Consider the following 25,269-nt stretch of genomic DNA (forward strand, 5'->3'; position numbering starts at 1 on the left):
AGGCGGCGCGCGCGCTCTACGGTGGCGCGCCGCCCGAGGCAGCACTCTCGGCCTTTGGCCTATCGGCAGCGATGTTCGAAGAGGACGACGTGGAGGTCTGGCAGCACAACTGGCTGGCTTTCAACGTGTTCGAGGCGATGTCGACCCAATGGCGCACCGGCATGGCCGGCGCCAGCGGGCTCGACTATGCCGCCTTACCCGTGGTGATGCGCCTGGTGGGCGTGCCCAAGAAGGATCGCGACCAGGTGTTCCATGACGTTCGCATCATGGAGGCCGAGGCGCTGGCAGTGATGGCGGAGCAGAAACCAGAATGACGAACATCGCCCAACTAGGCATTCGGGTCGAATCGGAAAGCGTCGATACTGCCGCCACTGATCTCGACCGCCTGGTGCAGGCCGGCACCCGCACCAACGCCGAACTAGCCGCGCTCAACCTGAAGTCCCGCGAGGCCACCCGCTCCCTGTCCGACATGGCACAGCGGCAGCGGGAGTCGGCCACGTCCCTGGCCCAGATTGCCAAGGCCGCGGTGACGGTTAACCACGAGCTGCAGTCGCTGGGCCTCAAGCAGACCTATGTCGCTGAGAGCATGAGCGACATGGCCCTGTCTTCGCGGCAGACCGTGGACCAGCTCGAGCTGTTGAATAGCCGCCAGCAGCAGTCGGTGCAGTCAATGGCGAACCTCGGCTCTGCCGTGGATCGCTCGTCTGCCGAGTTCCGGGCTGCCGCGGCGTCGCTGCGGGAGATGACGGCGCAGCTGCAGGCCTTGGCGGTCACCGCACCGAAGACCATTCCGCCGCTGAAGTCGCAGAAGGAGCAGCTTGCCCAGCTGCTGGGCCAGATCGATCCGACCGTCGCTGCCCTGGATCGTCTGGACGCCCAGCAGCGCAAGCTGCAGAGCTTCAAGGCGAAGGGCCTGATCGATGCCGAGACCTTCGAGCGATTCAACGGCCAGCTGCAGCAGACCCGGTCGGGCCTGACCGACTTCGATTCGGGCCTCACCCGAACTGGCAACACGGCCAAGCAGACGGCCGCGGCCCTGCGCAACGTGCCGGCCCAATTTACCGACATCGTGGTCAGCCTCCAGGCTGGCCAAGCGCCCCTGACCGTACTGCTGCAGCAGGGTGGCCAGCTGAAGGATATGTTCGGCGGTATCGGGCCGGCGGCGAGCGCGCTGGGTGGCTACGTGCTCGGCCTGGTCAATCCGTTTACGGTCGCCGCCGCTGCTGCCGCCGTGCTCACCCTGGCGTACTACCAGGGCAGCGAAGAGGCCACCGCATTCGAGAAGGCCCTGATCCTTTCCGGCAACGCCGCTGGCACCACCGCAGACCAGTTGGCGGAGACTGCGAAGCACATCTCCAACGTGGTCGGCACCACCGGCCAGGCAGCCGCGGCCTTGGTGCTGATGGCGCAGAGCGGCAAGATCGCCGCCGAGAACATGGAGCAAATCGGCGTTGCCGCCGTGTCGTTCTCCAAGGCCACCGGCACCGCCATCGAGGACGTGGTCGCGCAGTATGTCGCCCTGGGCAAAGAACCCGTAGAGGCTTCGCGCAAGCTCAATGACCAGTACGGCTACCTGACCGCTGCGGTCTATGAGCAGATCACCGCGCTGGAAGCCCAGGGCGAGCGCGAGCAGGCCGCGGCGCTTGCCCAGACCGCCCTGGCAGATGCTCAGGATCAGATGGCAACCCGCGTCCAGGAGAGCCTGGGCTCGCTGCAGCGTGGCTGGAATTCCCTGGCATCTGCTGCCAAGGGCGCTTGGGACGCGATGCTCGGCATCGGCCGGGAGGAGACGCTCCAGATCCGGATCGACAAGCTGTCCAGCTTCATCGACAAGCGCTCGAAGCTAGGCGGCTACGACAACGCCGATTACGAGCGGCAGCTGGAGGTCCTGAAGGCGCAGCTGGCAACTGAGCAGCAGCGATCCAAGGAGCAAGGCGATAGGCGCAAGCAGAACGCAGACGCTATCGAGGCCGCGACCAAGGTAAAGGCGCTGACCGATGAGACGCTCAGCAACGAAGAGAAGCGGAACAAGAAGAAGGAGGAATACCTCCGCCTGATCAGCGAGATCCGAAAGGCGAACCCTGATTCGGACCTGGTCAAGCAGGCCAACGTCGACAAGGTCCTGGCTAACATCGACGACAAGTACAAGGACCCGAAGACCCGGACCCGCACGCGCCGCAGCGCCGTCGACCTGACGGACCTGAACGATGAGCAGAACGCCCGGAAGGCCCTGGTTTCCAGCTACGCCAACAGCCAGAAGGAACTGGAAGCCCAGCAGAAGGCTGGGCTGATCACCCAGGAGGCCTACTACCGCCAGCGCGTGGTGCTGATCAACGCCGAGAAGGAGCAGGTCACCGCCGCCTATCAAGGCGAGATCGATGCGCTGGAGCAGGCGAAGGCCCGCAGCACCACCAGTGCAGAGCAGCGGATCCAGCTCGACCAAAAGATCGCGGATGCCCGCGCCAGCATGGTCAAGGCCCAGAAGGATGCGGACAGCGAGCTGTCGGTCCTGGCGCTGAACGAGCAGGGCCGGCTGAAGAAGCAGGAGGAGTCGGTCCGGACCTATACCGATGCCCTGCAGCAGCAGGTTCGCACGCTGCGCGACCAGGGCCAGCGCTCCGCCGCGACGCTCGGCATGGGTGACCGCCAGCGCTCGCTGTACGACAGTCAGAACGCGATAACCGACCGGATCAACAGCAGCCGCCTGGACCTGGCCAACCAGTACGGAGACGGCTCGCGCGGCATGAGCATCGAGGAGTACCAGCGCAAGCTGGATGCTCTGAAGGCCACCGAGAACGACCTCCGCGCCACTGTCGTGGCCAACTACGACGATATGAGCCGGGCCCAGGGGGACTGGCGCAACGGCGTCACGGCGGCGCTGCAGGACTATCAGGACTCGGCCCGGAACATCGCGGGCCAGACCAAGAGCCTAGTGACCGGAGCCTTTGGCAGCATGGAGGATGCGGCGGTGAATTTCGCCATGACGGGCAAGGCGTCGTTTTCCGACTTCACCAAATCGGTCATCGCAGATATGGCGAGGATTGCGGTGCGGTCTGCCAGCAGCCAAGCGCTTTCGGGCCTACTGAGCATCGCGGGCTCAGTGGCTTCGTCTTACTTCGGCGGAGGCGCCAGTTCGTCAGCAGGTGCTACTCAGGCGGGGTATACCGGTACCGACTTCAGCACCTGGGTAGCGGGACAGCGAGCTACTGGCGGACCCGTGTCGGCGGGCTCGCTGTATCAGGTCAACGAGCGCGGCCCGGAGCTGCTGAGCCAGGGTGGCAGGAGCTACCTGATGATGGGCGGGCAGGGCGGTTCCATCACCCCTTTGGGGAGCCCGGGCACTGGCGCAGCGATGGCAGCCCCTTCGATCCAGATCACCACCGAGGTGCACATCGATGCGAATGGCAACGCCACCACAACGACCGACGCCAACGGAGCGGGCGACGCGGGCAAGCAGCTCGGGAAGATGATCAACGATGGCGCGCTCCGCGTCGTGCAGCAGCAGCTCGCCACCGGCGGCGCCATCTGGAGGCTCGTGAATGGCCGTTGAAACCTTCACCTGGCGGCCATTGAGCGGGGCCCAGGGGCAGATCGACCACCGTACCCGAACCTCCCGGTTCGGTGATGGCTACGCCCAGGTGGTCGGCGACGGCCCCAACAACCGCTCGCAGTCATGGCCGCTGACCTTCAAGGGGCGCCGCGACTCCATCATCGAGATCCGAGATTTCCTTGATCGACACGCAGGCTACCGCTCGTTCCTCTGGACGCCGCCGCTGGGAAGCGTCGGCTTCTACCGGGCCAAGGAGGTGTCCATCTCTCCAGTCGGCGGCGCGATATACACCCTCACGGCAACCTTCGAGCAGGCCTTCCACCCATGAGTTTGCAGACGCGGTATCAGCAGCTGGAGCCTGGCGCCGAGATCCGGCTATTCGAGCTGGACGGCAGCGACTTCGGTGCGGACGTGCTGTATTTCCACGGCCATGCCATCCCGCATACCCCTGAGGAGATTGCAGCGGCGGGCGCCAACGCGGATCAGCTGCCGGCCAAGTCGATCTGGTGGAAGGGTGTCGAGTACGCGGCTTGGCCTGTCCAGCTGGAGGGCATCGAGGCGACCAGCGATGGGACGGCGCCGCGGCCAACGTTCTCGGCGGGCAACGTCTCGGGGCGGATCACCGCGCTGTGCCTGGCCTTCGAGGACCTGCTTCAGTTCCGCCTGGTGCTGCGGGAGACGCTGGTCGAGTACCTGGACGCGCGCAACTTTCCTGCCGGAAACCCAACTGCCGACCCCACCCAAGAGGTCGTCGAGGTCTGGTACATGGACCAGAAGACCAGCGAGGACGGCGAGGCGGTGGCCTGGGAGCTGGCATCGCCAGGTGACCTCACCGGCGAGGCCGTGGGTCGGCAGTGCACGACCTTCTGCCATTGGGCCATGACCGGAGGCTATCGCGGGCCAAACTGCGGCTACACCGGGCCTTACCGGGATGAAGACGGCAAGCTGACCGACGACCCGGCGCGGGATGTCTGCGATGGCACCCTGGGCACCGGTTGCGTGCCGCGCTTCGGCGGAGGCAACGAGCTACCCCACGGCGGCTTCCCAGCCGTCTCCCTGATCGCCAGGAGCTGATCATGCTGAAGTACATCCTGGCGGCCGTGCAGGCGCACGCTGCCGAGGTCTACCCGCGCGAGTGCTGCGGATTGGTCATCAAAGACGGGCGCCGCCAGCGGTACGTGCCGTGCGAGAACACCGCGGCCGACCCGGGCGAGGAGTTCCGCATCGCTCCGGAAGCCTACGCTGCTGCCGAGGACCAGGGCGAGATCCTGGCGGTGGTGCACAGCCATCCGGACGCCAGCAGCAGGCCCTCGCCGGCGGACGTCGCCATGTGCAACGCCTCCGGCCTAACCTGGTACATCCTGAGCTGGCCGGAGGGCGATCTGCGAACCCTGGTGCCGGAAGCAGACGTGCCGCTGCTGGGCCGGGCTTTCGTTCATGGCGTCCAGGACTGCTGGGCGATCTGCGCCGACTGGTACCGGAGGGAATGGGGGCTCGAGTTTCCGGCCTATAGCCGCACCGATGGCTGGTGGGAGCTGGCGGAGAACGCCAGCCTCTACGAGCAGCACTACGAGGCCGCGGGGTTCTACCCGGTGGACCGGCCGCAGCGCGGCGACATGATCGTGCTGCAGATCGGGCGCACGGCTCATCCCAACCACGCAGGCATCTACCTCGGCACCGACCCCTCACTGCCGGGTGAGCAGGCCCAGGTCTTCGGCCCAGGGCCGTTTCTGTTGCACCACCTGCATGGCCGGCCCTCAGAGGTCATCGTCTACGGCGGCAACTGGCACGAGCGTGCCCGGCTGATCCTGCGCCATCGAAGCGCACCACCGCCGTAGCTGTAGATCAGTGCCAACGCCAAATGCGGACCTTCTGCCGGTAGTTGATGAGTTTTGCTGCTCGACCTGAGTATCTAATCCAGGCGATCTCGAAGAGGTACATCGGTACAGCAGAAACTATCGCGGCGATTGGAGACCGCGCGAGAGGAGCGTCAGTGATCAGGAAACTTTCTTTCAGGCCCATGGCGATTATCCAAAGCCCGAACCACAGCAGGAAAATGATCTGGCTTGTATGGCCTCTACTCACTTCCCGGTCGATCCAAACCGAATCGAATCGATACTTTCGGATCCATCGACGTTCGCGCAGTTCGAAGCGCCTGGTGAGAGCTCTCAGTGACCTGAGAAGGCTGGCATGACTGGTTTTCACGGCTGATTTCAGACGATGAATACCGCGGCCAGCGATCCATACGACAGCCGCGCCGAATAGAGCGGCGGCAGCGTTTTCCCAAAGCCATAACGCGAGTTTGATTGCGAGATTGGTGTCTAGCATGACCATTCCTTGGTAAGTGAAAAGCGAAGTCGTATGACCTGCTTCGAATGCGGGCTCAAGCGCGGTAGCGCAGCGTATCGGCAACCATTTCCCTGACTTGAGGATGTCGGATCTGCCGAGCGGTCCGCCAGGTGTGCCTTGTCGTCACCCTCATTCGGCAGCTGCGCTGCGAGCAGTGCTATCTCTGCTTTGGGCTAAACTCGACGAAAATTAGTCGAGGAAGGCGCTATGCGGTGGATTGTGATGGGACTGGGCGCGCTGGCGCTGGCGGGGTGCACTACCCCAGCTGATCTCATGAAGGGGGCGCCGGAAGTCTCTGCTACGACAAAAAAGGATCCACGTTCGTACGCGCTTTGCGTCCATCCGTTGTGGCAAGAGGTACGCCCTCAAGCTGCTGTCGCGGAGACGTTAAGCGGGTATCGGTTGACGATTTCCGCTGAGGCTACGGGGCAGACAGACGAGGTCTTGGACGTCAATCGAAACGCTTCCGGGGGAAGCACCGTAAAGCTTTACCAGCGAGCAGCCTGGGCCTCCATCGGGCGATCAGGAATCTCAGAAGCGGTTCGCCGCTGCTTGTAAATCAGCCGCCTCCGGGCGGCTTTTTCATACCTGGAGAAAACATGGCATCAGCAGCCCACTACACCCCGGCGACCATCATCAAGCTTTCCGGCCCGCTGGCACGACTGTTTGGCCGAACCCATCGGTATTTCTTGGACCGGGGCACTGCCGAGGAGGCGTTCAGCGCTCTGCGGAACACGCTGGATGGGTTCCGCGAAGCTGTCATGGCGCTGGAGCGCCGCGGCCTGGTCTATGCCGTGTTCCGCAATCGCCAGAATGTAGGTGCTGATTCTTTCGAACTGAGCGGTACCCGGGAAATTCGCATCGTGCCGGTGATGCGAGGAAGCAAGCGCGCGGGTGTGTTGCAGACCATCATCGGCGTCGTTCTGATCGCAGCATCGTTCATCCCTGGTTTTCAGGCGCTGCTCGCACCCGGTATCGCTCTTGTCGCTGGCGGCGTCGTCCAGATGCTCAGCCCCCAGGCAAAGGGTCTCAAGACCAGCGCTGCGCCTGAGAACCAGCCCAGCTACGCCTTCGGCAGCGCCAAGAACACCACCGCTAGCGGTAACCCCGTCCCGATCTGCTATGGCCGCCGGCGCTGGGGCGGCGCCATTATCAGCGCCGGCATCTACGCCGAAGACGCCACCTGATCTACCCCTGAACATCCGAGCCCGCCCAGTGCGGGCTTTTTCATGCCTTGGAGTAACGCATGACCGCCGCATTGCCTTCCGAACTTACCGGCCGCAAGGGCGGCAGCAGCAAGCCCAAGGAGCCCAGCGAGGCCGTCGACAGCCTGCGCAGCATTGCCAAGGCCAAGATGCTCATTGCCGTGGGCGAAGGGGAGTTCGCTGGAGCGCCCGCTGCGCAGACCATCTACCTCGATAACACCCCGCTGGCCGATGCCCAGGGCAATAGCAATTTCACCGGTGTCGCCTGGGAGTGGCGCCCGGGCACCGTCGAGCAGTCCTATATCCCCGGCCTGCCGTCGGTGGAGAACGAGACGACCATTAATGTGGAGCTGCGCAGCACCGCGGCCTGGGTCCGCTCGATCAGCAACACCCAGCTCTCCGCCGTGCGCCTGCGCTTTGCCTGGCCGGCTCTGCAGCAGCAGGACAGCGAGGGCAACATCAATGGCTACCGGATCGAGTACGCGGTAGACGTGGCCACCGACGGCGGCGCCTACCAGCAGGTGCTGCTCGAGGCGGTGGACGGCAAGACCACGACCCGCTACGAGCGCTCGCGCCGGATCGATCTGCCCAAGGCCATCAGCGGCTGGCAGATCCGCGTCCGCCGGATCACCGCCAACCAGAACAACAACCGCATCGCCGACACCATGTCCATCGCGGGCATCACCGAGGTGATCGACGCCAAGCTGCGCTATCCCAATACGGCGCTGCTCTACGTCGAGTTCAGCGCTGAGCAGTTCAGCAACATCCCTGCGGTGACCCTGGAGTGCGACGCGCGCAAGGTCCAGGTGCCCACCACCTACGATCCGGTGAACCGCACCTACTCGGGCGTCTGGGACGGCAGCTTCAAGTCGGCCTGGACCAACAACCCGGCCTGGATCACCTTCGACATCGCCACCAACGACCGCTTCGGCCTGGGCAAGCGCATCAAGCCCTGGATGGTCGATAAGTACGAGCTCTATCGGATCGCCCAGTACTGCGACCAGCTCGTGCCGGACGGAAAGGGCGGCCAGGAGCCGCGCTACCTCTGCGACCTGAACCTGCAGAGCCGCACCGGCGCCTGGGAGCTGCTACGCGACGTCTCCGCCATCTACCGCGGCATGACCTATTGGGCCCAGGGCCAGTTGAACGTGCAGGCAGACATCCCGCGATCGGCCGACGTCGACTTCGCCTTCACCCGGGCGAACGTCATCGACGGCAAATTCACCTATGGCTCCGCCAGCGAGCGCACCCGCTATACCCGCGCTCTGGTGAGCTACGACAACCCGGCCAACAACTACGACACTGACGTGGCCGCCGCCTCGGATGCCAAGCTGCAGCGCCGCTATGGCGACAACCCGGTCGAGATCAGTGCGATCGGCTGCACGCGCGAGTCCGAGGCCCAGCGCCGCGGGAAGTGGATCCTGCTGACCAACAGCCAGGACCGAACCGTGACCTTCCGGGTCGGCATGGATGGTCGCATTCCGCTGCCGGGCCACGTCATTCCCGTGGCTGACAAGCTCATCTCCGGCGCCGAGATCGGTGGGCGCATCAGCGCGGCATCCGGCACCGTCATCACCCTGGACCGTGACACCCGGGCGAAGGCGGGCGATCGCCTGATCATCAACCTGCCCAGCGGTGCCTGCGAGGGTCGTACCATCCGCCAGGTGGCGGGTCGGCAGATCGCGGTGACCACTGCCTACAGCGAAACGCCGCAGGCTGAACTGGTCTGGACCCTGGATGCCGACGACCTGGCGGTGCCGCTGTACCGCGTGATGAAGGTCACCCGGCCGGAGGAGGGCGTGTTCGAAATCTCGGCGCTGCAGTTCGAGCCGTCGAAGTTTCCCGCTATCGATACCGGGGCCAAGCTGGAAAGCCGGCCGATCAGCATTCTGCCCACCGGTACCGTCGAAGCGCCGGCCAGCGTGGCGCTGTCGGCCTACCACGCGGTGAACCAGGGCATCACCGTCACCACCATGACCATCTCTTGGACGGCAGTGCCTGGCGCGGTGGCCTACGATGTCGAGTGGCGGAAGGACAGCGGCAACTGGGTTCGCATCCAGCGCACCGGCAGCCTGGCTGTCGACGTGCCGAGCATCTACGCCGGGGGCTACCTGGCGCGCGTGCGTGCGGTCAACGCCGTGGACATCGCCTCGGTCTGGAAGACGTCGAGCCTGACGCAGCTGACCGGCAAAGTTGGCGCGCCGCCGGCGCTCGCCCTCCTGAAAACCACTGCGGGCGCCTGGAAGATCACCCTGGACTGGGCATTCCCAGCCGAGGGGGCAGGGGACAGCGCCTATACCGAGATCCAGCAGGCCACCACCGCCCAGGGCGACAACGCCCAGAGCATGGGTCTGTTCGCGTTCCCGACCAACACCTACACGCTGAACGGGCTGGCGGCCGGCGCGCGCCTGTTCTTCCGTGGCCGGCTGATCGATCGCATCGGCAACGTGGGCCCCTGGACCAACTGGACCGTGGGCACCGCCAGCACGGATGCCACCGAGTACAACCAGCTCATCACCGAGGAGTTCGTCCACAGCGCCCTGGGCCAGGAGCTGTTCGATCGCATCGACCTTGTCGACGCGGACGCCTCGGTCCCGGGATCGGTCAGCAGCCGCATCGCGGAGACCCGCAGTGCCCTGCAGCAGGAGCTTGACGCCGTCCAGAACCAGCTCGATCAGATCGGCGACCTGGCCGACGCCCAGGAGTACAAGAAGACCGAGGCCTACAAGGCCGGCGCCATCGTCACGGTTGACAACGCCCTGTTCCAGGCCAAGAAGGACGTGCCTGCGGCGGCCGATGGCAGCAGCGCGCCGCCAGCGACCACCTACTGGCGCGACGCCGGGGCAATCATCCGTGAAGGCGATGGGCTGGCCTCCCGCGTGACCTCCACCGAGAACACCGTCCGCACCCAAGACGGCAAGATCACCGCCAATAGCAACGACATCACTCAGCTGAAGACCTCGGTTTCTGGCAAGGCCGAAAGCACCACCGTGCAGGCCCTGCAGAACCAGGTCACGAGCCAGGGCAATACCGTCACCGCCCAGGGCTCGGCGATCACCAGCATCAACGCGGCGCTGGGCGATAGCGGCAGCGAAAACCTGCTCTATAACCCGGGCTTCGAGACTTGGGCCGATGGCTATGTGGTTGCGGCTGGCTGGTATGCAGACGGCGATGCCAACGTGGGCAAGACCTACAGCAAGGTCGCCTCTTTCCTGAACGCCCAGACCTTCGCCCAGCGCATGGTGCTGACCAGCCTGTCGGCGTCGGCCGGCGCCTACATCTACAACGAGGACGTCCGGAACAAGGTCGTCACCGGCGCGCAGAAGCTGGCGGCGTCCATTTACGTCAAGGCGACCGCAGGAGCCGTCGTGTTCGTGGCGTTCCGCGCCTTCGACGCGGCCGGCAATGCCACCTACTACACCGAGAGCACGCGGGTCGTTGCGGATGGCACCGCGCAGCGGCTGACCTGCGTAGGCGAGTGCCCGGCCTCGACAGTCGGTATCCGGCTGATCCTGCGGGTCTACGGCACCGCCACGCTGTCGACGGTCACCGTGGACTGCGATAACGCGCAGCTGCAGCTGGGCACGACTGTGACCGGCTGGAAGGACAACACCAAGACGGTCATCGACAGTCTCGCCGGGCAAGCCACGGCCACCAGCCAGCTTGCGGGCCGGGTGACGAACGTGGAGGGCACGCTCACCAGCCAGGCCACCAGCATCACCAATCTGCGCAGCGACCTCGGCAACGCCGGCGGGGAGAACCTCCTCTACAACCCGACGTTCACCGAGGTGAGCCCGGATCCTCGCCTGGCGCTGGGCTGGAACATGGATGGTGGCGTCGTCGACTCGACGACCTCGGCATCCGCGAGCCTGGTGCAGTCCTGGCTCAGCTCGGCTGAAAAGTCGATGCGGATCGACTTTAAGGGGGTCGACACCAGCGCCCGTTATTTCTCGATCAACACCTCGGTCGCATATCGGGTCAAGGCAGCGGCTGGCCAGGCCGTCACCGCATCCATCTACATGCGCGGTACGCCGGGCATCCGGATGCAGATATTCGTCCAGGCGCTGAAGGCCGACGGCGTCGCGATCGGCGCGCCGGTGTCCCAGCTGTTCGAGATCGACGCCACCGGCAAGCGGTTCTCGTTCACCCACCCTGGGCTGCCGGCCGATACTGCCCTGGTATCCCTGTTCTACCGTGTCCGCTCTTCGGCTTCCGGCCTCACGGACGGCTTCGTTGAGGGCACCCGGGCACAGCTTGAGGTCGGTAACTCGGCCACGGGCTGGAGCAACAACGCCAAGGTCCTCTCGGCGCAGCAGGATGCGACCGCTACGGCCCTGTCCGGCCTGACCACCACCGTCAACAACCAGGGGAGCAGCATCACCAGCCAGGCAGGCCAGATAACCAGCCTGAGCACCAGTATCAAGGGCGCTGTGCAGCAGGCCTTCAACATGGTGCCGAACCCCACGTTCGATCCGGCCTTCAACACCCTGGGCTTCTACATCGCGAAAACCACTGATGCAGGTGTTCCGGCGGGCTGTCCCTTCCCGTTCGCCGCGCGCATCCGCAACCGTGACAACGTCGTTCCCTTCGAACAGATGCCGAACTTCCCAGTGAAGGCCGGCGACGTCTATCGGATCTCGGCGTTGCTGGCATGCGAAGCGAACAGCGGCACCCGCCCGTTCCAGCACTATCTGTTCCGGGGCACGAGTGCTCTGGCAGGGCAGCAGGCCTTCGCCAACTCGCCGGCGCTGCAGCCGACGCAGACCTGGACCCGTCACACCTGGGATTTCACCGTCCCTGCGGGCACAAACTTCATGCGCCCGTTCTTGCAGATCGAGACCGGATCGAATGGCGAAACTGCCACTTGGTACGTCACCGACTGGCACTGCGAGAACATCACGGCGGCCAAGCAGGCCCAGGCCACGGCGGACGCGGCAGCGACGGCAGCGACGAACCTAGGGACCCGCGTTACCTCGGCAGAAGGGAGCATCACAAGCCAGGCCACGCAGTTGACCAACCTGCAGGCGCAGATCGCCGGCACCGGCATGTTCGCGGCGGGCGTCAACTTCGAGTTCCTGAACACGCTGCGGGGCGCCTATTTGGAGCAGGCCGCCAGCGGAGCAACGCTGACTGCCTACCAGCAGAACGCGACCCTGACCGGCTACGCCAACTTCCGGCTGCCGACGTTCGCCAACACCAATGGCGCGCAAAACTACCTGGTAAAGATGCGGATCCGCCGGCGCAACACCACCCGCAATCCTGGCCGCATCTACTGGGCCAACGAGGACGGTGGTTTGTCGGAGGCCCGGACGGCGACGTTCACCATCAACCTGAACACCACCGACTGGCAGGACATCGAGATCGATCTGTCGGGCAACACGGCCTGGGCGAGCAAGACGGGCAACTTCACCATCCGCTTCGACTTCCTGAACTCTCAGGACACGTCTGCGGTGGTGGACATCGCCTACATCGCCATCGGGCGCCGTGCAGCGGCAGCATCGGCCACTGCGCTGACCGATACCCAGGCACAGGTGACCCAGCAAGGCTCCACGCTGACCTCTCAGGCTTCGTCGATCAGCACGCTGCAGACCTCGCTGGGCAATACCAATGCTTCGGTGCAGCAGATCAGCCAGGCCCAGGCCAACACGGATGGGAAGATCAACGCCAACTGGGCGGTGAAGCTGGGCGTCACCCAGGACGGGTTGTACTACTTCGCCGGTATCGGGGTAGGCATTGAGCCTGGTGGTGGCAACGTCGGCCTGCAGTCCACCGTAGCGGTCGCGTCGGATCGGTTCATGGTGCTAGGTCCTGGCATCGACGGGAAGGGCAAGGCGTTCTTCTCCGTTGTGAACGGCCAGACCTTCATCGATACCGCCTTCATCAACAAGCTTTATGTCTCGCAGGCGCTTGTTGGGCAGTCGATCGTTTCGCAGAGCCTGACTTCCTACGGTTCTCCTCGAATGATTGCTGATTACAACGAAGGCCAGATCACTATCCAGAACGCCAGCACACAAGGGAGGTACATGATCATGCGTCAAGACGGCATTTTCCTGGTCGCCGATGGCGTGGTGCTCGTCGAAATGAGCCTGAACTGATGCCTGGGTTCATCAACAGAGACGCCCAGAACCGTGTGATCTTCCAGCTGAACGAGAGCATCGTCCGGCTGGTCGGCTCCCACATGGTGAACGGCGGAACCACCAGCGGGCGGATCGACATCCCCGACTCTATCTCCGGCTCACCCTTCTATTTCTTCACGCCCAGTGAGAACCAGCAGGGTGTCCAGAGCACTGGCAACCAAGTCCGCCTGGAAGGCCGCTCCATCATTTGGAGCGGCATGCCCGTCGGGACCGTTATTCGCTATGGGGTCTACTGATGCCGGGCTTCAAGCTGCGCCGCCAGAACCAGACCGTTGCAATCGACACGGACTACTTCAACCTTGCGCTGCGCCAGACGGGAAGGGTGCGCACGGCCTCCTCGGGCCAGGCGAACCCTTACGTCCGTGTGGTGACCTTTACCGTCAACGCAGACCAGCCGATCCTGGCTGTCAGGGCGCCTTACCCGGTGTGCATTACCCATTCGGTAGTGAACGGTGGCCAGGTGACCTACACGCTATATGGGATCCCCGATAGCGCCGTCGACTTCGATGTCGAATTCTGGCTGTTCGACCTGCCCAAGTACGGGATGATGTTCACCTCTGCGGGCAAGTTCATCGTGCGCAATCCCGCCACTCGGGAGCCGGTCTTCGATTCCCGAATGAAGTACCTCAAGGTGCAGGACTTCTTCCTGGGGAACTCGAACTCAGATGAGACCCGGAACTATGGGAAATACCCAGCGGTTGTTCTGGCAAATCGGGCGTGGGCTTATATCGTCCAACCCATGACCCAGCAGACGACGCGCATTGAAAGCCTGACTTCCACGGTCTGGACCGATGGCAACGCCGTGAAGTGCGGCAGCCGAAACATTTACTACATGGTCCGCCCATACAGCAGTAACGATCGAGCCATCAACTATAACGGTGGCAATCGCCAGATCATGGTTGTCGACGTCGAAAACTACTGATCCACCCAATCCTATCAAGCCCGCCGCGTGCGGGCTTTTTCATGTCCGGAGGACACCGCTATGCCTTATGTCGTACTCGCCCCCTTTTACAACATCGACCCGTCCATGGAGTTCGCCACCGAGGCGGAAGCCGAGGCCAAGGCCAAAGAGATGCTCAACAGCAACCCCAACATCGAGGTCCGCACTGCCCAGCTGCTGAAGAAGTACAGCGCCAGCGTGCGGGTGACCTCGGCGGTGATCGAGGACGCGGCGCCCGCCCAGACCGGCGACGTTGGATCGGTCTGACCCTGCTGTCCTCACGAGCGTGAGGAATAGGCCTGCGAATCACCGGTGATCCGCCCTAATCCTCACGATCATGAGGACGCCACTACACACAGCCCGCCCCGCGCGGGCTTTTTTGTGCCTGGAGAAAACCATGCGGACATCCGCCGAGGGCGTCGCCCTCATGCACCACTTCGAGAGCTGCCGGCTGGTTGCCTACCCTGACCCGGGCAGCAAGGACGGCCACCCCTGGACCATCGGCTGGGGACACACCGGCCCCGAGGTCAAGAAAGGCCTGGTCTGGACCCAGGCGCAGGCCGACGCAGCCTTCCTCCAGGACCTCGCAGCCACCGAGGCCGGCGTCCAGCGCCTGGTCAAGGTCCCGCTGACCCAGGGCCAGTTCGATGCCCTGGTTTCGTTCGCCTACAACGTGGGCCTGGACGAGAACCGGAACGGCAAGGCCGAGGGCCTGGGCGAATCGACCCTTCTGCGCAGGCTGAACGCCAAGGACTATGCCGGCGCCGCGGAGCAGTTCCCGCGCTGGAACAAGAACGACGGCGCGGTCATGCACGGCCTGACCAAACGCCGCACCGCTGAGCAGGCCTTGTTCCTGGGCTCCACAGCCCGGGTGGCCATCGCCGCGGGTGAGCAGGCGAAGCGCGCCACCGCCTGAGTCGAGCTGACCCACAATCGCGTCACCTCATAGGAGAGGGACTATGCAGTATCAACGCCGCCTACCGAACGCCATGGGGCCGGTCTACGACCAGATGGAGGAAAGGGACCGCCTTGATGGCCTGATGACCACCGGCACCAACGTCCTGACCAAAAGCCTGTTTGGCCGCCTGCGTGCCGAGCCGCTCACCGCCGCCACCACGTTCAACGGCAACATGGAGCTGGAGGCCGAGTTCCTCTCGCTGCGCCTGGGCATCCCGAACATCCATACCGATGCGATCGCTGGTGTAAAGGTGAGCATCGGCGTGCTGTCCTCGGTGCCCGCAGCTGACTATCAGCTGTGGATCAACCCCGAGAACAACGAGTGGCTGGATTTCACCATCGACCTCCCTAAGCGCCTCGGCGAAGAGCGCCCGAGCATCACCTACATCGATGCTGCGGCGCTGGCCAGCGTAGCGCGCACCGACGTCGCGAACGGTCGGACCCTCATCATCTACCGCATCGAGTTCCCAGCGAACTCCGTCGCGTCGATGCCAGCCAACAACCAGTATTACTGGCGCGGCTCCAAGGCGCCCCGGGTGCTGCGCACCAGCAGCCAGGCCGTTCAGGGGGTTACCACCAAGGCCTCCTACACCAACCAGGCCGCCTATGCCGCAACCAAGGGCGGCGACGACTACGCCGTCGTGCCGGTCGTCCAGTACCAGACTGTAGCCCGTGGCCACCAGGTGATGATCTGCGGCGATAGCATCCAGGAAGGGATCGGCGGGGACGTACGCTGCTATGGCGCCATGCAGCGATCGGTCTACGAGCTGTCGACGCCCGATCGGCCGCTGGAGTATTTCAACGCCGCGCTGCATGCCCAGGGCCCGGACGTCTACAGCCGGTTCCTGGCGGACCACGTAGCTGTGGTGCGGCCGACCATCGTCACCTACTCGCCGTGGTCAGGTAACGATGTTGCGGCCGGTACCGGAATCACCCCCGCGGCCATGCGTCGGCTCAAGACCTCGCTCGGCCGAGTGTTCTCCTCGCTCCAGGCGGCAGGCCTCCGGCCGATCATGCTGCTGCCCGAGGCCACGCCGGTCAACACCGGTTACCGCAACGTGGGCGCAAACGACCAGGGACGCCGGGACTTCAACGCCACCTGGTTGCCCAGGGTCTCTGGCGGGATCGTCATCAAGGGCTTCGCCGCGGCGATTACCGGCGGCCGAGACGCTGCTGGCCAGGATCAGATCCGGGATGGCGCGACCGGGGACAACGTCCACCCCAATGACTTCGGCCACGACCTGATCAAGGACACGGTCAAGCCTTACTTCCAGCTGCTGCTGGATAGGGTGGCGTGATGGCCGTGCTCGAGCAGTACAGGGCGGCCGTCATCGCGGGCGCCGCAATCGTGTTGCTCGCCCTAGGCGTGCTGGCTGGCGCCGGCGCGGCCTACTGGGTGACCGCCGGCCACTATCGGCCCATCGTCGACGCTAAGACGAGAGCTGCGGAGGCCTCGGCCAGCGCCCTGGCTTCCTGCCGGACCACCAGCAGCACGCTGGAAGGGCAGGTCGGGGAGCAGAACCAGGCCCTGGCCGATCTACGCCTGGCCGCCGAGAAGCGCGCCAAGGATGCCGAGCCGATCCAGCAGCAGGCCGCGAAGGCAGCCGTCGGCGATTACCAGGCCGCCAATCGCCTGCAGCAGGAGCGCACTGGCGGCGACCCGGCGACGGCCGCCGCGGCCATCATCGACAAGGAGCTGGGGCTATGAGGTGGATCACGGTGGGGATGCTGGTCGCGCTGGCGGGGTGCGGCGCTAGGCCCGTCGCCGAGCCAGAGCCGCGCGTAGTGCGCGTAGAGGTTCCGGTACAAGTACCGTGCCGAGCGAGGGCGCCTGCGGAACCGATTTGGGCGGCAGAGGTGCTGCGTAGGGATGACAGTCTAGAGGTAAAGGTGCGGGCTTTGCTGGCAGAACGGCGACAACGCATCGGTTATGAGCGCGAATTATTGGCAGCCAACTCCGTCTGCCAATAATTAGCCGGCTCCAAAATTTTAAAGCCTATACATCATTGGCCCTTTCTTGAATTTCTCTTCGGCGGTGCAAGTCGTCGATAAATAAATAATTCGCGTAGATAACGCTAGTGATCGAAGAAAATTGTATCAAGGTTAAGAATACAACATAGCCAGCGGCTATCGCTCGGATTGGAATACGAATGCTTTCGTATCCCGCAAATCCTGTTATTGCCAGTTTGGCGAAGTAGATTAGCGTGATGCATAAGGCTACAAAGCCAGCCTCCATCACGCTGCCGACTATGCTTTCCAGGCGCCTGGTATCTTGTAAAGTGGAACTAAAATCCGCGATTTTTATTTTTTCCGGATCTTGAAGTCTTTTTATTGCATTTGGATAAATGAATGCTATCCAAATCCCCATGATGGTAAAGACCATGCCGGACACTGCTAGCAATGTGTTGCAATAGTCTTTGAAATCAGAATAGCTGAACTTGGGCTCGTAGTAGTATGCAAGGGCGCCCGCTATTAGCGAGACTATTGCCATCACAAAGATTTTATGCATTGGCTGCTGCCTGGTTGGCTTGAATTTCTTTTCTAATCGGGCTCAGGTATCTTTCCCGATTTTCCTGCACCTTAGCATACAATTTTTCAGCCTGTAGCACTGGCTCGCTCTGGTCGTCAATCGACAGGTTTTCGGTGAGTCGATATCTGCTAGCCCATACAATTCGATTGGAGTTGTCTAGCATGAAGCCTACATTCTCCCACGAAACAGAACTGCCATCTGCACCGTAAGTTTCAATAATGGCTTTTATTTCTGCAGGTGTGGGCTTTGCCTCAACTCGCAGTTCTACCTTGCGGACAGATTCATCTTCCGCAGAGGTGAATGGAACTGCGAATCTCTGAAAGTATCTCGCAAATCCCTGGCGTTTATCGACATTTTTTATCGATACAGTCTCGCGCCGAATTATGTGCGTTACACGGCTGGCTAGATCATTTATTTCGGCAGATGAAGTGGAGAGTGCAGTCATCGAGAGATTGAACTGAAAGTGATATTTATATTTGTCGTCCCCGTCGGGAAATTCGATTCTAGTAAACCCCTTTTCCGTTTGGCTGGTCTTGAATTCTGGCAGTGGAACTCGGAAGTCAATGCACCCGCTTACCCAATCTTGGAACATCACCGAGTCGCAGCGAGAATTTTCGAATTTTATCGACGCAACGATATTAAGTTCGGGTACCACCCAGTAATAGCACGGCCGGCCCCAGATCAACTGTTTGTTCTTCTTGGTTTTGGTTTGCTCTACTGCCTTTTCTGTAGTGCCGTCGGCATTTACAGTTATTCCGTAAAGGGGGCCATGCTTATCTGTGTCGCCTTTCCAAAGAACCAGAAGGTAGTCGCCTGTGGCTTCATCGTAATGAATCTGGTGACTATAGCAGGCTGTTTTGTTCCGGTTTTTTTTAGGGTCCCACGGATTGGTCGCGTCAAAGTTTCGACCAGTAGTCCATTCCTTCAATTTGGCGAAAGTAGTAGCCAAATCAAGTCCTTTAGGATCCGTGCCGAAATGGCGGTAAAGGCCACATTTGTCGACGTTAAAGAAATTCAAGTGGCCGTTCTGGAGCATTTCAGCATTCCGTTAAATGGTGATAGGCGTCACACTATCATCCGTTTTACCTATTGGGAACAGAGTAGGGGTCAGCGATCTGCCGCACTCTCTGCCCGTCCCACTGCCCAGCCAGCACCATCTCGTAGAGCCGGCCGTCGATCTCAGCGGCGGTCGGTGTCACGAACACGCCAAGGACTTCCTCCTGGCGCATGTCCACCAGGTAGATGCGGCCCTCGCGCGCCGACTGAACTGGCCCACCGGGAGGCGCCCCAGTTCTGGCCTGACGAAGCTGGGTCCGCTTGATGTCGCCCACACGTCGCCAGTTAGCGGGCACGTCAGCTCGTAGCTGAGCCTGATGTCCCACCTGCGAGGCCAGGTCGCGTGAATCTCCAGCGTATGGTCGAGCCCGGCGTCAGCCAGCTCGCAGAACTCGACGCACTCCGGCTGGCTGACGGCCCGCCGCTCCAGCAGCGCCAAGGCCCCTACGGTACAGAACCGATGCCACATCTCCGGGAAGTGAGCCGGTCGCGCTCGTCGGTGAGGTAGTCCCTCAGCCCGGCGACGGTAGGGTTATCTGGGTCAAAAAGCATGATCGCGTCCTTACTGTTCGTGCATACAGTAATTCCGTCGATCTGGATGTCGAGTGGGTAGTGACGAAAGGAGGGAATTTCGGGTTGGCAGAACGCCGCGAGAGGGGCAGCGAGCGATACCAATTCTGATACCAATCGCTGCGTTCGGGAGTGTTTTGAGGGGTTCTGAAGGCATCCTAGAAAGCCTAGATCCCCAGCAAAACTAGAGCCTTACGAGCACAAGCTAACGCCACCTATACTGCATGGTGATGTTAGCGGTGGAGATCAAGGGGGGTACCTGTAGGGGTTTCAGACCGGAGCTCGCCTGCGACCCGAGCCGGCGGGCGGCTTGGGCGGGGCGTTTCGATCGGATGGGCAGAGCTCCAGCGGGCAGGGTCGAGGGGTCGCGACGATGCGCGGCGGCCTGGCTGGGCTGCGGTAAAGGCGGGCGGCGCCCGACATGCCGCCTATTGTGTCATAGCTGCGAGTTCCTTTGTACGGGGCGGGCGGCGGCCGGGTGTCGCTGGACTAGCGGGCGGTCGGGTCGGGGGTGCCAGGCCGGGGTACCACTTTCCAGATCGCTTCGGTCAGCTGATCCAGTGTCCACGGCTTGTGCAGAAAGGGCACCCCGGACGGAATGTCGTTTCTCAGGCCGGCGTAGCCGGACATCAGTACGAAGGGCACCGCGGGCCAGCGTTCACTGACGATCTTCGCCAACTGGACGCCGTCGATCACGCCCGGCATCCGCACGTTCGACACCACCACATTGACCTGCTGCCAGTGCAGCTCGAGGAACTGCAGGGCGGCATCGGCAGTGCCGAAGGTCTCGACATGGAAGCCTTCCTGCTTGAGGACCTCGCGGACCAGTGCCTGGAGCAGCAGTTCATCCTCGGCCACGACGGCGAGCAGATTCGGGGTGCTGGCGGAGCGGGTCGGCGTATCCATAGGCAGGCAGTCCGGAGTGGAGAAATACCTGAAGTCTAGTCAGCCTTGGCCAGGCTGCTGGCCAATGGCCCGGATCAGCACTCAGCTTTTTTAGGGATGAGCCTCTAGGTCCAGGCAGCTGACTCGCGCGAAGGCTCTGGCAAGGGGTCGACGCCGCTTGGCAGTCGGGCGACGTGCGGTAAGCGTCAGGATGAAACATCTGGCGCCGCCGACCTACTAACCTCTGAGACCGACCGGCACAGGAGCCACGGCATGATCCTTTCTCTTTCTCCGGCGCCCGATACCACGTCCCCGCTCGCCCTCTGGCTGGGTGGCGATCAGGCACCGCTGAACGATTCCGACATGGCTGACGAGGAGATCGATACCGACATCCCCGACGAAGTGGTCGAGAACCTGACCGAGCCGGCCAAGCCGCCAGCGCCGATTCCGGATCCCGGTCCGCTGTAGGCGCGCATCCGATTTCACCTGCGGTCAGGCCGGCGTCAGGTCAGGGCGTTCGCGCAGCGCCCGGTGATAGAGCAGGGCGCTGAGCCCCAGGCCAGCCAGGGCCATGAGGCCGGCGAAGAGGAAAATGGCGCTGAAGCCGAAGCCATTGGCGATAGCGCCGGCCAGTGGACCGGTGATGCCCAGGGCCAGATCCAGGCACAGCGAATAGGCGCCCAGGGCGGCGCTACGGTTGGTCGGGGGAACCTTGACGATGGCTTCCACACCCAGGGCTGGATAGACCAGCGACAGCCCGAACCCGGCCATGGCTGCGCCGATCAGTGCCATCTGCGGCGTGACCGCCAGCCAGAGCAGCAGCAGACCCAGGGTCTCGACGGTGAAACAGGCCAGGGCAACCCGAAAACCACCCAGCTTGTTGATGGTGCCGGCGAACAGCAGTCGCGCGCAGATGAAGGCGGCGCCAAAGGCGGTCAGGCAAAAGGCGGCATTGGGCCAGCCGTTGCTCGCGTAGTAGAGCGTGACGAAGGTGGCGATGGCGCCAAAGCCGATGGAGCTCAGCAGCAGGCAGAGGCCAAAGGGGCTGATGCGCCAGAACACCTTGTGAAAGGGCAGTCGCTCACCGGGAATCACCGGTGCCGGCTCCTTGTTCCAGGCCAGGGCCAGACCCAGGGCGCCAAGCAGCGCGATAGCCACGCCCAGGCTCCACAGGCCCAGACCCGCGACCATGGCCACGCCCAGGGGGGCGCCCAGGGCCAGGGCGCCATAGGCGGCGATGCCATTCCAGGAGATTACCTTGCTGACGTGCTGCATGCCGACGCTGCCCATGCCCCAGCTCAGGCAGCCAGTGCCTATCATGGCCTGGGACATGCCGAGAATGATCCTGCCGACGATCAGTAGGCCCAGGCTGAGGCCAGGCACGCTTTGCAGCGAGGTGGCCAGCAGGGTGAGCACGCCACAGGCGACGCAACCGAAAAGGCCGTAGATCACCCCGCGCTTGGCGCCGATGCTGTCGGCCAGCTTGCCGGCCAGGGGGCGGGTGAAGAGGGTGGCGAGGTACTGGATGCTGATCGCCAGTCCCGCGATGACCGAGCCGTAGCCGAGATCGTCGTGCACGTAGCCCGGCAGGATCGCCAGCGGCAGGCCGATCGCCAGGAACAGCAGAAAGCTGAAGACGACGATGGAAACGATACGCAGCGTGACGGCGAGGGAGCTGGCGGTTGGGGCGGTCGTGGTCATGGCTGTTCTCGAGAGGACTCGTCGAAACGGCAGAGGAGGCGAACGCTGAGCGCCAGGCCTGCCAGCGCGGCCAGCGCGGCGCAGAGAAAGCTCGCGGCATAGCCGAAATGGGTGGCCACCGCCCCGATCAGCGGACCGGTCACCGCCAGGGAGAGGTCGATGAACACCGAATAGCCGGCCAGGGCGGCGCCCCGGTTGGAGGACGGCACCCGCTGCACCGCCTCCACGGCCAGCGCCGGGAACACCAGCGAGAAACCGATGCCGGTGAGCGCTGCGCCTACCAGGGCAGTGGTCACGCTGGGGGCCAGCCAGAGGACGGCCAGGCCGACGGCTTCCACCGCCAGGCTGACGATGGCGACACGAAAGCCACCGTGGCGATTGATGGCGTTGGCGCAGACCAGGCGTACCCCGATGAAGAAGGAACCGAACACGGTCAGGCACAGGGCCGCGCCGCTCCAGCCCTGACTGGCGTAATAGAGGGTGATGAAGGTTGCCAGGGTGCCGAAGCCGATGCCGCCCAGCGCCAGGCCGAGCCCGAAGGGCAGGACCCGGCCCAGCACCGTGGTGAAGGGCAGGCGCTCGCCGCGGACCGGGACGATGGGCGGGCGGGGCTTGGCGATGCGATAGCCCAGGGCGGCCAGGCCGATGATGCTGACACCCATGATCCACAGCCCCAGGGTATCCACCAGCACTACGCCCAGCGGCGCGCCTATGGCCAGGGCGCCATAGCTCGCGACGCCGTTCCAGGAGATCACCTTGGCGGTGTTGGTCGGACCGACCCGACCGATCGCCCAGGAGATGGCGCCGGTCCCCGAAAGGCTTTCGGCGCAGCCCAGCACCAGTCGGCCGAGCAGCAGGGCGACGAGGCTGACCCAGGGCCAGGCCTGCAAGAGCACCGACGCCAGCATCAGCACGCCGCTGAGCCCGCAGCCGAGCATGCCGTAGAGTACCGACTGCTTGGCGCCGACCGTGTCGATGATGCGGCCGGCATGGGAGCGCGAGAACAGCGTCGCCAGGTACTGACTGCTGATCACCAGGCCGGCGATGATGGAGTTGAAGCCCAGTTGGTCGTGCACATAGCCCGGCAGCACGGCCAGGGGAATGCCGATGGTAAGGTAGGCGATAAAGGTGAAGAGCACCGTACCCAGGGTGATGCGCGTGGCCAGAGCGGGTGAGGGTGCGGGCGGTAGGCTGGCGGTCGACATCGGACTCGAGAGGTTGTCTGACAATGTGGGATAGATTGCTTTCGTCCGGTAAAGGTCACATGCGATGACATTTTTTGTCCACGCTCGAGAGGGAGCGAAGCGGGCGCCAGGCACTGGCTGGGGTGGTCTGCTGCTGTTGGCCGCGTGGGTGGCCTTGCCCGGCTGGGCGGCGGAGCGGATCGAACTGCGCATCGGTGGGCAGCGCCTGGCCGTCGAGGTGGCGGCGACACCGGCGCAACGGGCCCAGGGATTGATGGGGCGACCGCCACTGGCTGCTCGCGAGGGCATGCTGTTCGTCTTCGCTGGGGATGACGAGCGCTGCCTGTGGATGCGCGATACCCCCAGCGCGCTGGCCGCCGCCTTCATCGATGCCAGCGGCAGGATCCTCAACACGGTCGAGATGCTGCCGCTGACCGATACCCGGCACTGCTCGAGGGCGCCGGCGCGCTATGCGCTGGAGGCCCAGGCCGGCTGGTTTGCGGCGCGCGGGATCAAGCCGGGCGAATCCGTACAGGGATTGGAAGGAGTGGCGCCAGCATCCCGGTGAGCGCGTGTAATTGAAGTCTTTTATTATTTAAAAGTCATTCAAAAACATGAGCTTGAGAGATGATTTTAGTGTTGGGTATAGGTACTTTGTGAGAAATCACTTTAAGTACAGGGTAGCGCTCGAAACGCAGTCGAAATCTGTATCCAGGTGACTCGGCAACTGCCCTCTACCCACGAAGGCGATGACGCCGTCCGTTGCTTCCTACCGTTTCCTGCCAAAGAATCAGCCAGGCGATCGCTAATGGATCCAGGCCTCGACACGCCGGTTCTTGACCCGGCCATTGGCTGACAGTCCGGCAACCGGCAACTGGTCGCCCAGGGAGAGCACTTCGCTGGCGAAGGCCTGCTGATGGCGCAGCGCCGTGGCTACCGCGGTGGCCCGCAGGCGCGCCAGTAGAGATGCCCGTGCCGGATCCTCGGTGGCATCGTTGAAGCCCACCAGGATCAGCTGCCGGTTGGCGTTCTCGGGCTGGCGCATGAAGGCGGCCAGCCGCTCGACATCGCGCAGTGCCTTGTTGTCCAGGCGTGCGCTGCCGGCGGTGAAGCGGAAGTTGACCGTGAGGCGCTGCGCCCGGCGCGCCAGCTCGCTGTAGGCCGGAGGCATGCCGCGGGTGTCGCCTATGGTCAGGGGCTCGATGCGCTGGGCGACGAAGCCGCTTTGCTGCACCACCGCCTGGCCCGCCGGGGTCTGGCTGAATTCCAGCAGGCTCCGCGTCCAGTCCGAACGCTGAGCCGGAGGTGCATAGAGGAAGAGGCGGCGGGCGAGCGGATAGTCTTCGGTGGCGATGCTGGCTTCGCTGGGCGCGATGGCGCGGCCTTCACCGTCGCGCAGGGCAAGCTTTGGCGATCCGGCAGCCGCCGCCAGGCTGGTGAAGCCTATGCCGGCGGGGTCGTCGGCCACCCGCTGCGCCAATTCCTCGTTGGACTCGAAGCGCCGGGCGGCGGCGCTCAGGCGTTTGCCGGCCGGATTCAGGACCAGCTCGCGAAAGGTGTCGTAGGTACCCGATCGGTCATCCCGCGCATAGATCCGGATCGGGCCGGGCGTGCCGCCCAGCTGCTGCCAGTCGCCAACGTCGCCGGAGAAGACCTGCGCCAATTGCTGCAAATCGAGTTCCCGCAGCGGATTGCCGGGATGCACGATGATCGCCAGACCATCCAGGCCGATGACGTATTCCGCTTCCTTGCTGCGCAGGTCACCCAGATTGGCCAGGGCACTCACTTCGCTATCGGTGATGGGGCGCGAGGCCGCGGCGAGATCGGTCGCGCCCGCGGCCAGGGCGGTAAAGCCGGTACTGGAGCCATGGGCCGCGATCTGCACGGCCACGGTATTGCCCTGCGGGGCTCGGGCCATCAGGTGCCATTCGTCCATGACGGCGGTGGGCACCACCTGTGGATCCCGATAGCCGCGTTCGGCGAGCAGGGCCGCGACCAGACGTGGCCCGAGCCGGGCATTGATGGTGTTGGAGCCCTGCAGGCGCAGGAGGATGGTCGTGGATTCGCTGGCCAACAGGGGTGAGGGCAGCAGAGGAAGCAGGGTCGCGAGCACCGCTCGCCGCAGAAAGGCGCGGCGGAATACCGGGGCGGAGCAATTCATGGGTCGGCCTCGAGCCTAAAGGCGAGGCCGACACCTTAGGCATG

At 63.6% G+C, this 25,269-nt stretch carries 22 protein-coding genes and 2 pseudogenes; 17 read left to right on the forward strand and 7 right to left on the reverse strand.

Annotated elements, in window-relative coordinates; translation table 11 throughout:
• The first annotated feature begins 71 nt into the window (after positions 1–71).
• From ACZ5R1_RS11335 to ACZ5R1_RS11355, 5 genes are read left to right on the forward strand one after another with little or no spacing between them, the layout of a single operon-like run.
• Entirely contained in the window at positions 72–314 is a 243-nt protein-coding gene (locus ACZ5R1_RS11335; protein ID WP_464713238.1) for a DUF1799 domain-containing protein, read from the forward strand.
• Complete coding sequence (locus tag ACZ5R1_RS11340; RefSeq protein WP_464713239.1) at positions 311–3,550, forward strand: phage tail tape measure protein; 3,240 nt, start codon at positions 311–313, stop codon at positions 3,548–3,550. Before ACZ5R1_RS11335 ends, ACZ5R1_RS11340 begins: the two co-directional genes overlap by 4 nt.
• Entirely contained in the window at positions 3,540–3,878 is a 339-nt protein-coding gene (locus tag ACZ5R1_RS11345) for a phage tail protein (RefSeq protein WP_464713240.1), read from the forward strand. The genes ACZ5R1_RS11340 and ACZ5R1_RS11345 overlap by 11 nt, the downstream gene beginning before the upstream one ends.
• Positions 3,875–4,624, forward strand: a complete 750-nt coding sequence (locus ACZ5R1_RS11350; protein ID WP_464713241.1) for a phage minor tail protein L — start codon at positions 3,875–3,877, stop codon at positions 4,622–4,624. Before ACZ5R1_RS11345 ends, ACZ5R1_RS11350 begins: the two co-directional genes overlap by 4 nt.
• Positions 4,625–4,626: 2 nt before the next feature.
• The gene (locus ACZ5R1_RS11355; RefSeq protein WP_464713242.1) at positions 4,627–5,388 is read left to right on the forward strand and encodes a C40 family peptidase; all 762 of its coding nucleotides are present in this window, start codon (positions 4,627–4,629) and stop codon (positions 5,386–5,388) included.
• A 7-nt stretch (positions 5,389–5,395) separates the two neighbouring features.
• On the opposite strand, the gene ACZ5R1_RS11360 is transcribed toward ACZ5R1_RS11355, so the two are convergent.
• Positions 5,396–5,878 (reverse strand): hypothetical protein, encoded by a 483-nt coding sequence (locus ACZ5R1_RS11360; RefSeq protein ID WP_464713243.1) that lies wholly within the window; start codon positions 5,876–5,878, stop codon positions 5,396–5,398.
• 620 nt (positions 5,879–6,498) lie between these two features.
• Between ACZ5R1_RS11360 and ACZ5R1_RS11365 the strand changes: the two genes are divergently transcribed.
• The 10 genes and pseudogenes from ACZ5R1_RS11365 (at position 6,499) to ACZ5R1_RS11410 (ending at position 17,109) form a co-directional block, all read left to right on the forward strand.
• Positions 6,499–7,086, forward strand: a complete 588-nt coding sequence (locus tag ACZ5R1_RS11365) for a tail assembly protein (protein WP_464713244.1) — start codon at positions 6,499–6,501, stop codon at positions 7,084–7,086.
• A 59-nt stretch (positions 7,087–7,145) separates the two neighbouring features.
• A pseudogene (locus tag ACZ5R1_RS11370) lies at positions 7,146–10,148 on the forward strand (TipJ family phage tail tip protein); the annotation flags it as partial.
• Positions 10,149–12,779: 2,631 nt separating this feature from the next.
• A pseudogene (locus ACZ5R1_RS11375) lies at positions 12,780–13,199 on the forward strand (phage tail tip fiber protein); the annotation flags it as partial.
• Positions 13,199–13,477, forward strand: coding sequence for a hypothetical protein (locus ACZ5R1_RS11380; RefSeq protein WP_464713245.1), 279 nt, complete (start codon positions 13,199–13,201; stop codon positions 13,475–13,477). The pseudogene ACZ5R1_RS11375 and the gene ACZ5R1_RS11380, both read left to right, overlap by 1 nt.
• Positions 13,477–14,163: a hypothetical protein gene (locus ACZ5R1_RS11385; protein WP_464713246.1), complete on the forward strand. Its 687-nt coding sequence runs from the start codon at positions 13,477–13,479 to the stop codon at positions 14,161–14,163. Before ACZ5R1_RS11380 ends, ACZ5R1_RS11385 begins: the two co-directional genes overlap by 1 nt.
• A gap of 60 nt (positions 14,164–14,223) precedes the next feature.
• Entirely contained in the window at positions 14,224–14,448 is a 225-nt protein-coding gene (locus tag ACZ5R1_RS11390; protein WP_464713247.1) for a hypothetical protein, read from the forward strand.
• Positions 14,449–14,578: 130 nt separating this feature from the next.
• On the forward strand, positions 14,579–15,097 hold the full coding sequence (locus tag ACZ5R1_RS11395) for a lysozyme (RefSeq protein WP_464713248.1): 519 nt from the start codon (positions 14,579–14,581) through the stop codon (positions 15,095–15,097).
• 43 nt (positions 15,098–15,140) lie between these two features.
• On the forward strand, positions 15,141–16,436 hold the full coding sequence (locus ACZ5R1_RS11400; RefSeq protein ID WP_464713249.1) for an SGNH/GDSL hydrolase family protein: 1,296 nt from the start codon (positions 15,141–15,143) through the stop codon (positions 16,434–16,436).
• Positions 16,437–16,486: 50 nt separating this feature from the next.
• A complete protein-coding gene (locus tag ACZ5R1_RS11405) occupies positions 16,487–16,846 on the forward strand; it encodes a hypothetical protein (protein WP_464713250.1) in 360 nt (119 codons plus the stop codon).
• Positions 16,843–17,109: a hypothetical protein gene (locus tag ACZ5R1_RS11410; RefSeq protein WP_464713251.1), complete on the forward strand. Its 267-nt coding sequence runs from the start codon at positions 16,843–16,845 to the stop codon at positions 17,107–17,109. Before ACZ5R1_RS11405 ends, ACZ5R1_RS11410 begins: the two co-directional genes overlap by 4 nt.
• A 25-nt stretch (positions 17,110–17,134) precedes the next feature.
• Here ACZ5R1_RS11410 and ACZ5R1_RS11415 read toward each other — a convergent pair whose 3' ends face one another.
• The 3 genes from ACZ5R1_RS11415 to ACZ5R1_RS11425 all read right to left on the reverse strand — a co-directional run bounded on the left by ACZ5R1_RS11415 (position 17,135) and on the right by ACZ5R1_RS11425 (position 20,200).
• Positions 17,135–17,521 carry a hypothetical protein gene (locus ACZ5R1_RS11415; protein WP_464713252.1) on the reverse strand — a complete coding sequence of 129 codons (387 nt, stop codon included), beginning with the start codon at positions 17,519–17,521 and terminating at the stop codon, positions 17,135–17,137.
• Between the two features lie 118 nt (positions 17,522–17,639).
• Positions 17,640–18,704, reverse strand: a complete 1,065-nt coding sequence (locus ACZ5R1_RS11420; protein WP_464713253.1) for a hypothetical protein — start codon at positions 18,702–18,704, stop codon at positions 17,640–17,642.
• A gap of 1,079 nt (positions 18,705–19,783) precedes the next feature.
• The gene (locus ACZ5R1_RS11425; protein WP_027602230.1) at positions 19,784–20,200 is read right to left on the reverse strand and encodes a response regulator; all 417 of its coding nucleotides are present in this window, start codon (positions 20,198–20,200) and stop codon (positions 19,784–19,786) included.
• Between the two features lie 252 nt (positions 20,201–20,452).
• Here ACZ5R1_RS11425 and ACZ5R1_RS11430 point away from each other — a divergent pair, with 252 nt between their 5' ends.
• The gene (locus ACZ5R1_RS11430; RefSeq protein ID WP_027599462.1) at positions 20,453–20,647 is read left to right on the forward strand and encodes a hypothetical protein; all 195 of its coding nucleotides are present in this window, start codon (positions 20,453–20,455) and stop codon (positions 20,645–20,647) included.
• Between the two features lie 24 nt (positions 20,648–20,671).
• Here ACZ5R1_RS11430 and ACZ5R1_RS11435 read toward each other — a convergent pair whose 3' ends face one another.
• Both ACZ5R1_RS11435 and ACZ5R1_RS11440 read right to left on the reverse strand, forming a co-directional pair.
• A complete protein-coding gene (locus ACZ5R1_RS11435; protein ID WP_288463225.1) occupies positions 20,672–21,880 on the reverse strand; it encodes an MFS transporter in 1,209 nt (402 codons plus the stop codon).
• Positions 21,877–23,085, reverse strand: coding sequence for an MFS transporter (locus ACZ5R1_RS11440; protein WP_027599460.1), 1,209 nt, complete (start codon positions 23,083–23,085; stop codon positions 21,877–21,879). Before ACZ5R1_RS11440 ends, ACZ5R1_RS11435 begins: the two co-directional genes overlap by 4 nt.
• Positions 23,086–23,221: 136 nt before the next feature.
• On the opposite strand from ACZ5R1_RS11440, the gene ACZ5R1_RS11445 reads away from it, so the two are divergent.
• A complete protein-coding gene (locus ACZ5R1_RS11445) occupies positions 23,222–23,632 on the forward strand; it encodes a DUF192 domain-containing protein (RefSeq protein ID WP_316856454.1) in 411 nt (136 codons plus the stop codon).
• 237 nt (positions 23,633–23,869) lie between these two features.
• Here the strand turns inward: ACZ5R1_RS11445 and ACZ5R1_RS11450 are convergent, their stop codons facing one another.
• Positions 23,870–25,225, reverse strand: coding sequence for a substrate-binding domain-containing protein (locus ACZ5R1_RS11450; RefSeq protein WP_081737499.1), 1,356 nt, complete (start codon positions 25,223–25,225; stop codon positions 23,870–23,872).
• Positions 25,226–25,269: the final 44 nt, after the last annotated feature.

This window comes from Pseudomonas sp. Pso3, from assembly GCF_055393275.1.

Coding starts and splice junctions, on each gene's coding strand:
- ACZ5R1_RS11335 (WP_464713238.1), top strand. CDS start 72: ATGTTCGAAGAGGACGACGTGGAGGTCTGGCAGCACAACTGGCTGGCT.
- ACZ5R1_RS11340 (WP_464713239.1), top strand. CDS start 311: ATGACGAACATCGCCCAACTAGGCATTCGGGTCGAATCGGAAAGCGTC.
- ACZ5R1_RS11345 (WP_464713240.1), top strand. CDS start 3,540: ATGGCCGTTGAAACCTTCACCTGGCGGCCATTGAGCGGGGCCCAGGGG.
- ACZ5R1_RS11350 (WP_464713241.1), top strand. CDS start 3,875: ATGAGTTTGCAGACGCGGTATCAGCAGCTGGAGCCTGGCGCCGAGATC.
- ACZ5R1_RS11355 (WP_464713242.1), top strand. CDS start 4,627: ATGCTGAAGTACATCCTGGCGGCCGTGCAGGCGCACGCTGCCGAGGTC.
- ACZ5R1_RS11360 (WP_464713243.1), bottom strand. CDS start 5,878: ATGCTAGACACCAATCTCGCAATCAAACTCGCGTTATGGCTTTGGGAA.
- ACZ5R1_RS11365 (WP_464713244.1), top strand. CDS start 6,499: ATGGCATCAGCAGCCCACTACACCCCGGCGACCATCATCAAGCTTTCC.
- ACZ5R1_RS11380 (WP_464713245.1), top strand. CDS start 13,199: ATGCCTGGGTTCATCAACAGAGACGCCCAGAACCGTGTGATCTTCCAG.
- ACZ5R1_RS11385 (WP_464713246.1), top strand. CDS start 13,477: ATGCCGGGCTTCAAGCTGCGCCGCCAGAACCAGACCGTTGCAATCGAC.
- ACZ5R1_RS11390 (WP_464713247.1), top strand. CDS start 14,224: ATGCCTTATGTCGTACTCGCCCCCTTTTACAACATCGACCCGTCCATG.
- ACZ5R1_RS11395 (WP_464713248.1), top strand. CDS start 14,579: ATGCGGACATCCGCCGAGGGCGTCGCCCTCATGCACCACTTCGAGAGC.
- ACZ5R1_RS11400 (WP_464713249.1), top strand. CDS start 15,141: ATGCAGTATCAACGCCGCCTACCGAACGCCATGGGGCCGGTCTACGAC.
- ACZ5R1_RS11410 (WP_464713251.1), top strand. CDS start 16,843: ATGAGGTGGATCACGGTGGGGATGCTGGTCGCGCTGGCGGGGTGCGGC.
- ACZ5R1_RS11415 (WP_464713252.1), bottom strand. CDS start 17,521: ATGGTCTTTACCATCATGGGGATTTGGATAGCATTCATTTATCCAAAT.
- ACZ5R1_RS11420 (WP_464713253.1), bottom strand. CDS start 18,704: ATGCTCCAGAACGGCCACTTGAATTTCTTTAACGTCGACAAATGTGGC.
- ACZ5R1_RS11425 (WP_027602230.1), bottom strand. CDS start 20,200: ATGGATACGCCGACCCGCTCCGCCAGCACCCCGAATCTGCTCGCCGTC.
- ACZ5R1_RS11430 (WP_027599462.1), top strand. CDS start 20,453: ATGATCCTTTCTCTTTCTCCGGCGCCCGATACCACGTCCCCGCTCGCC.
- ACZ5R1_RS11435 (WP_288463225.1), bottom strand. CDS start 21,880: ATGACCACGACCGCCCCAACCGCCAGCTCCCTCGCCGTCACGCTGCGT.
- ACZ5R1_RS11440 (WP_027599460.1), bottom strand. CDS start 23,085: ATGTCGACCGCCAGCCTACCGCCCGCACCCTCACCCGCTCTGGCCACG.
- ACZ5R1_RS11450 (WP_081737499.1), bottom strand. CDS start 25,225: ATGAATTGCTCCGCCCCGGTATTCCGCCGCGCCTTTCTGCGGCGAGCG.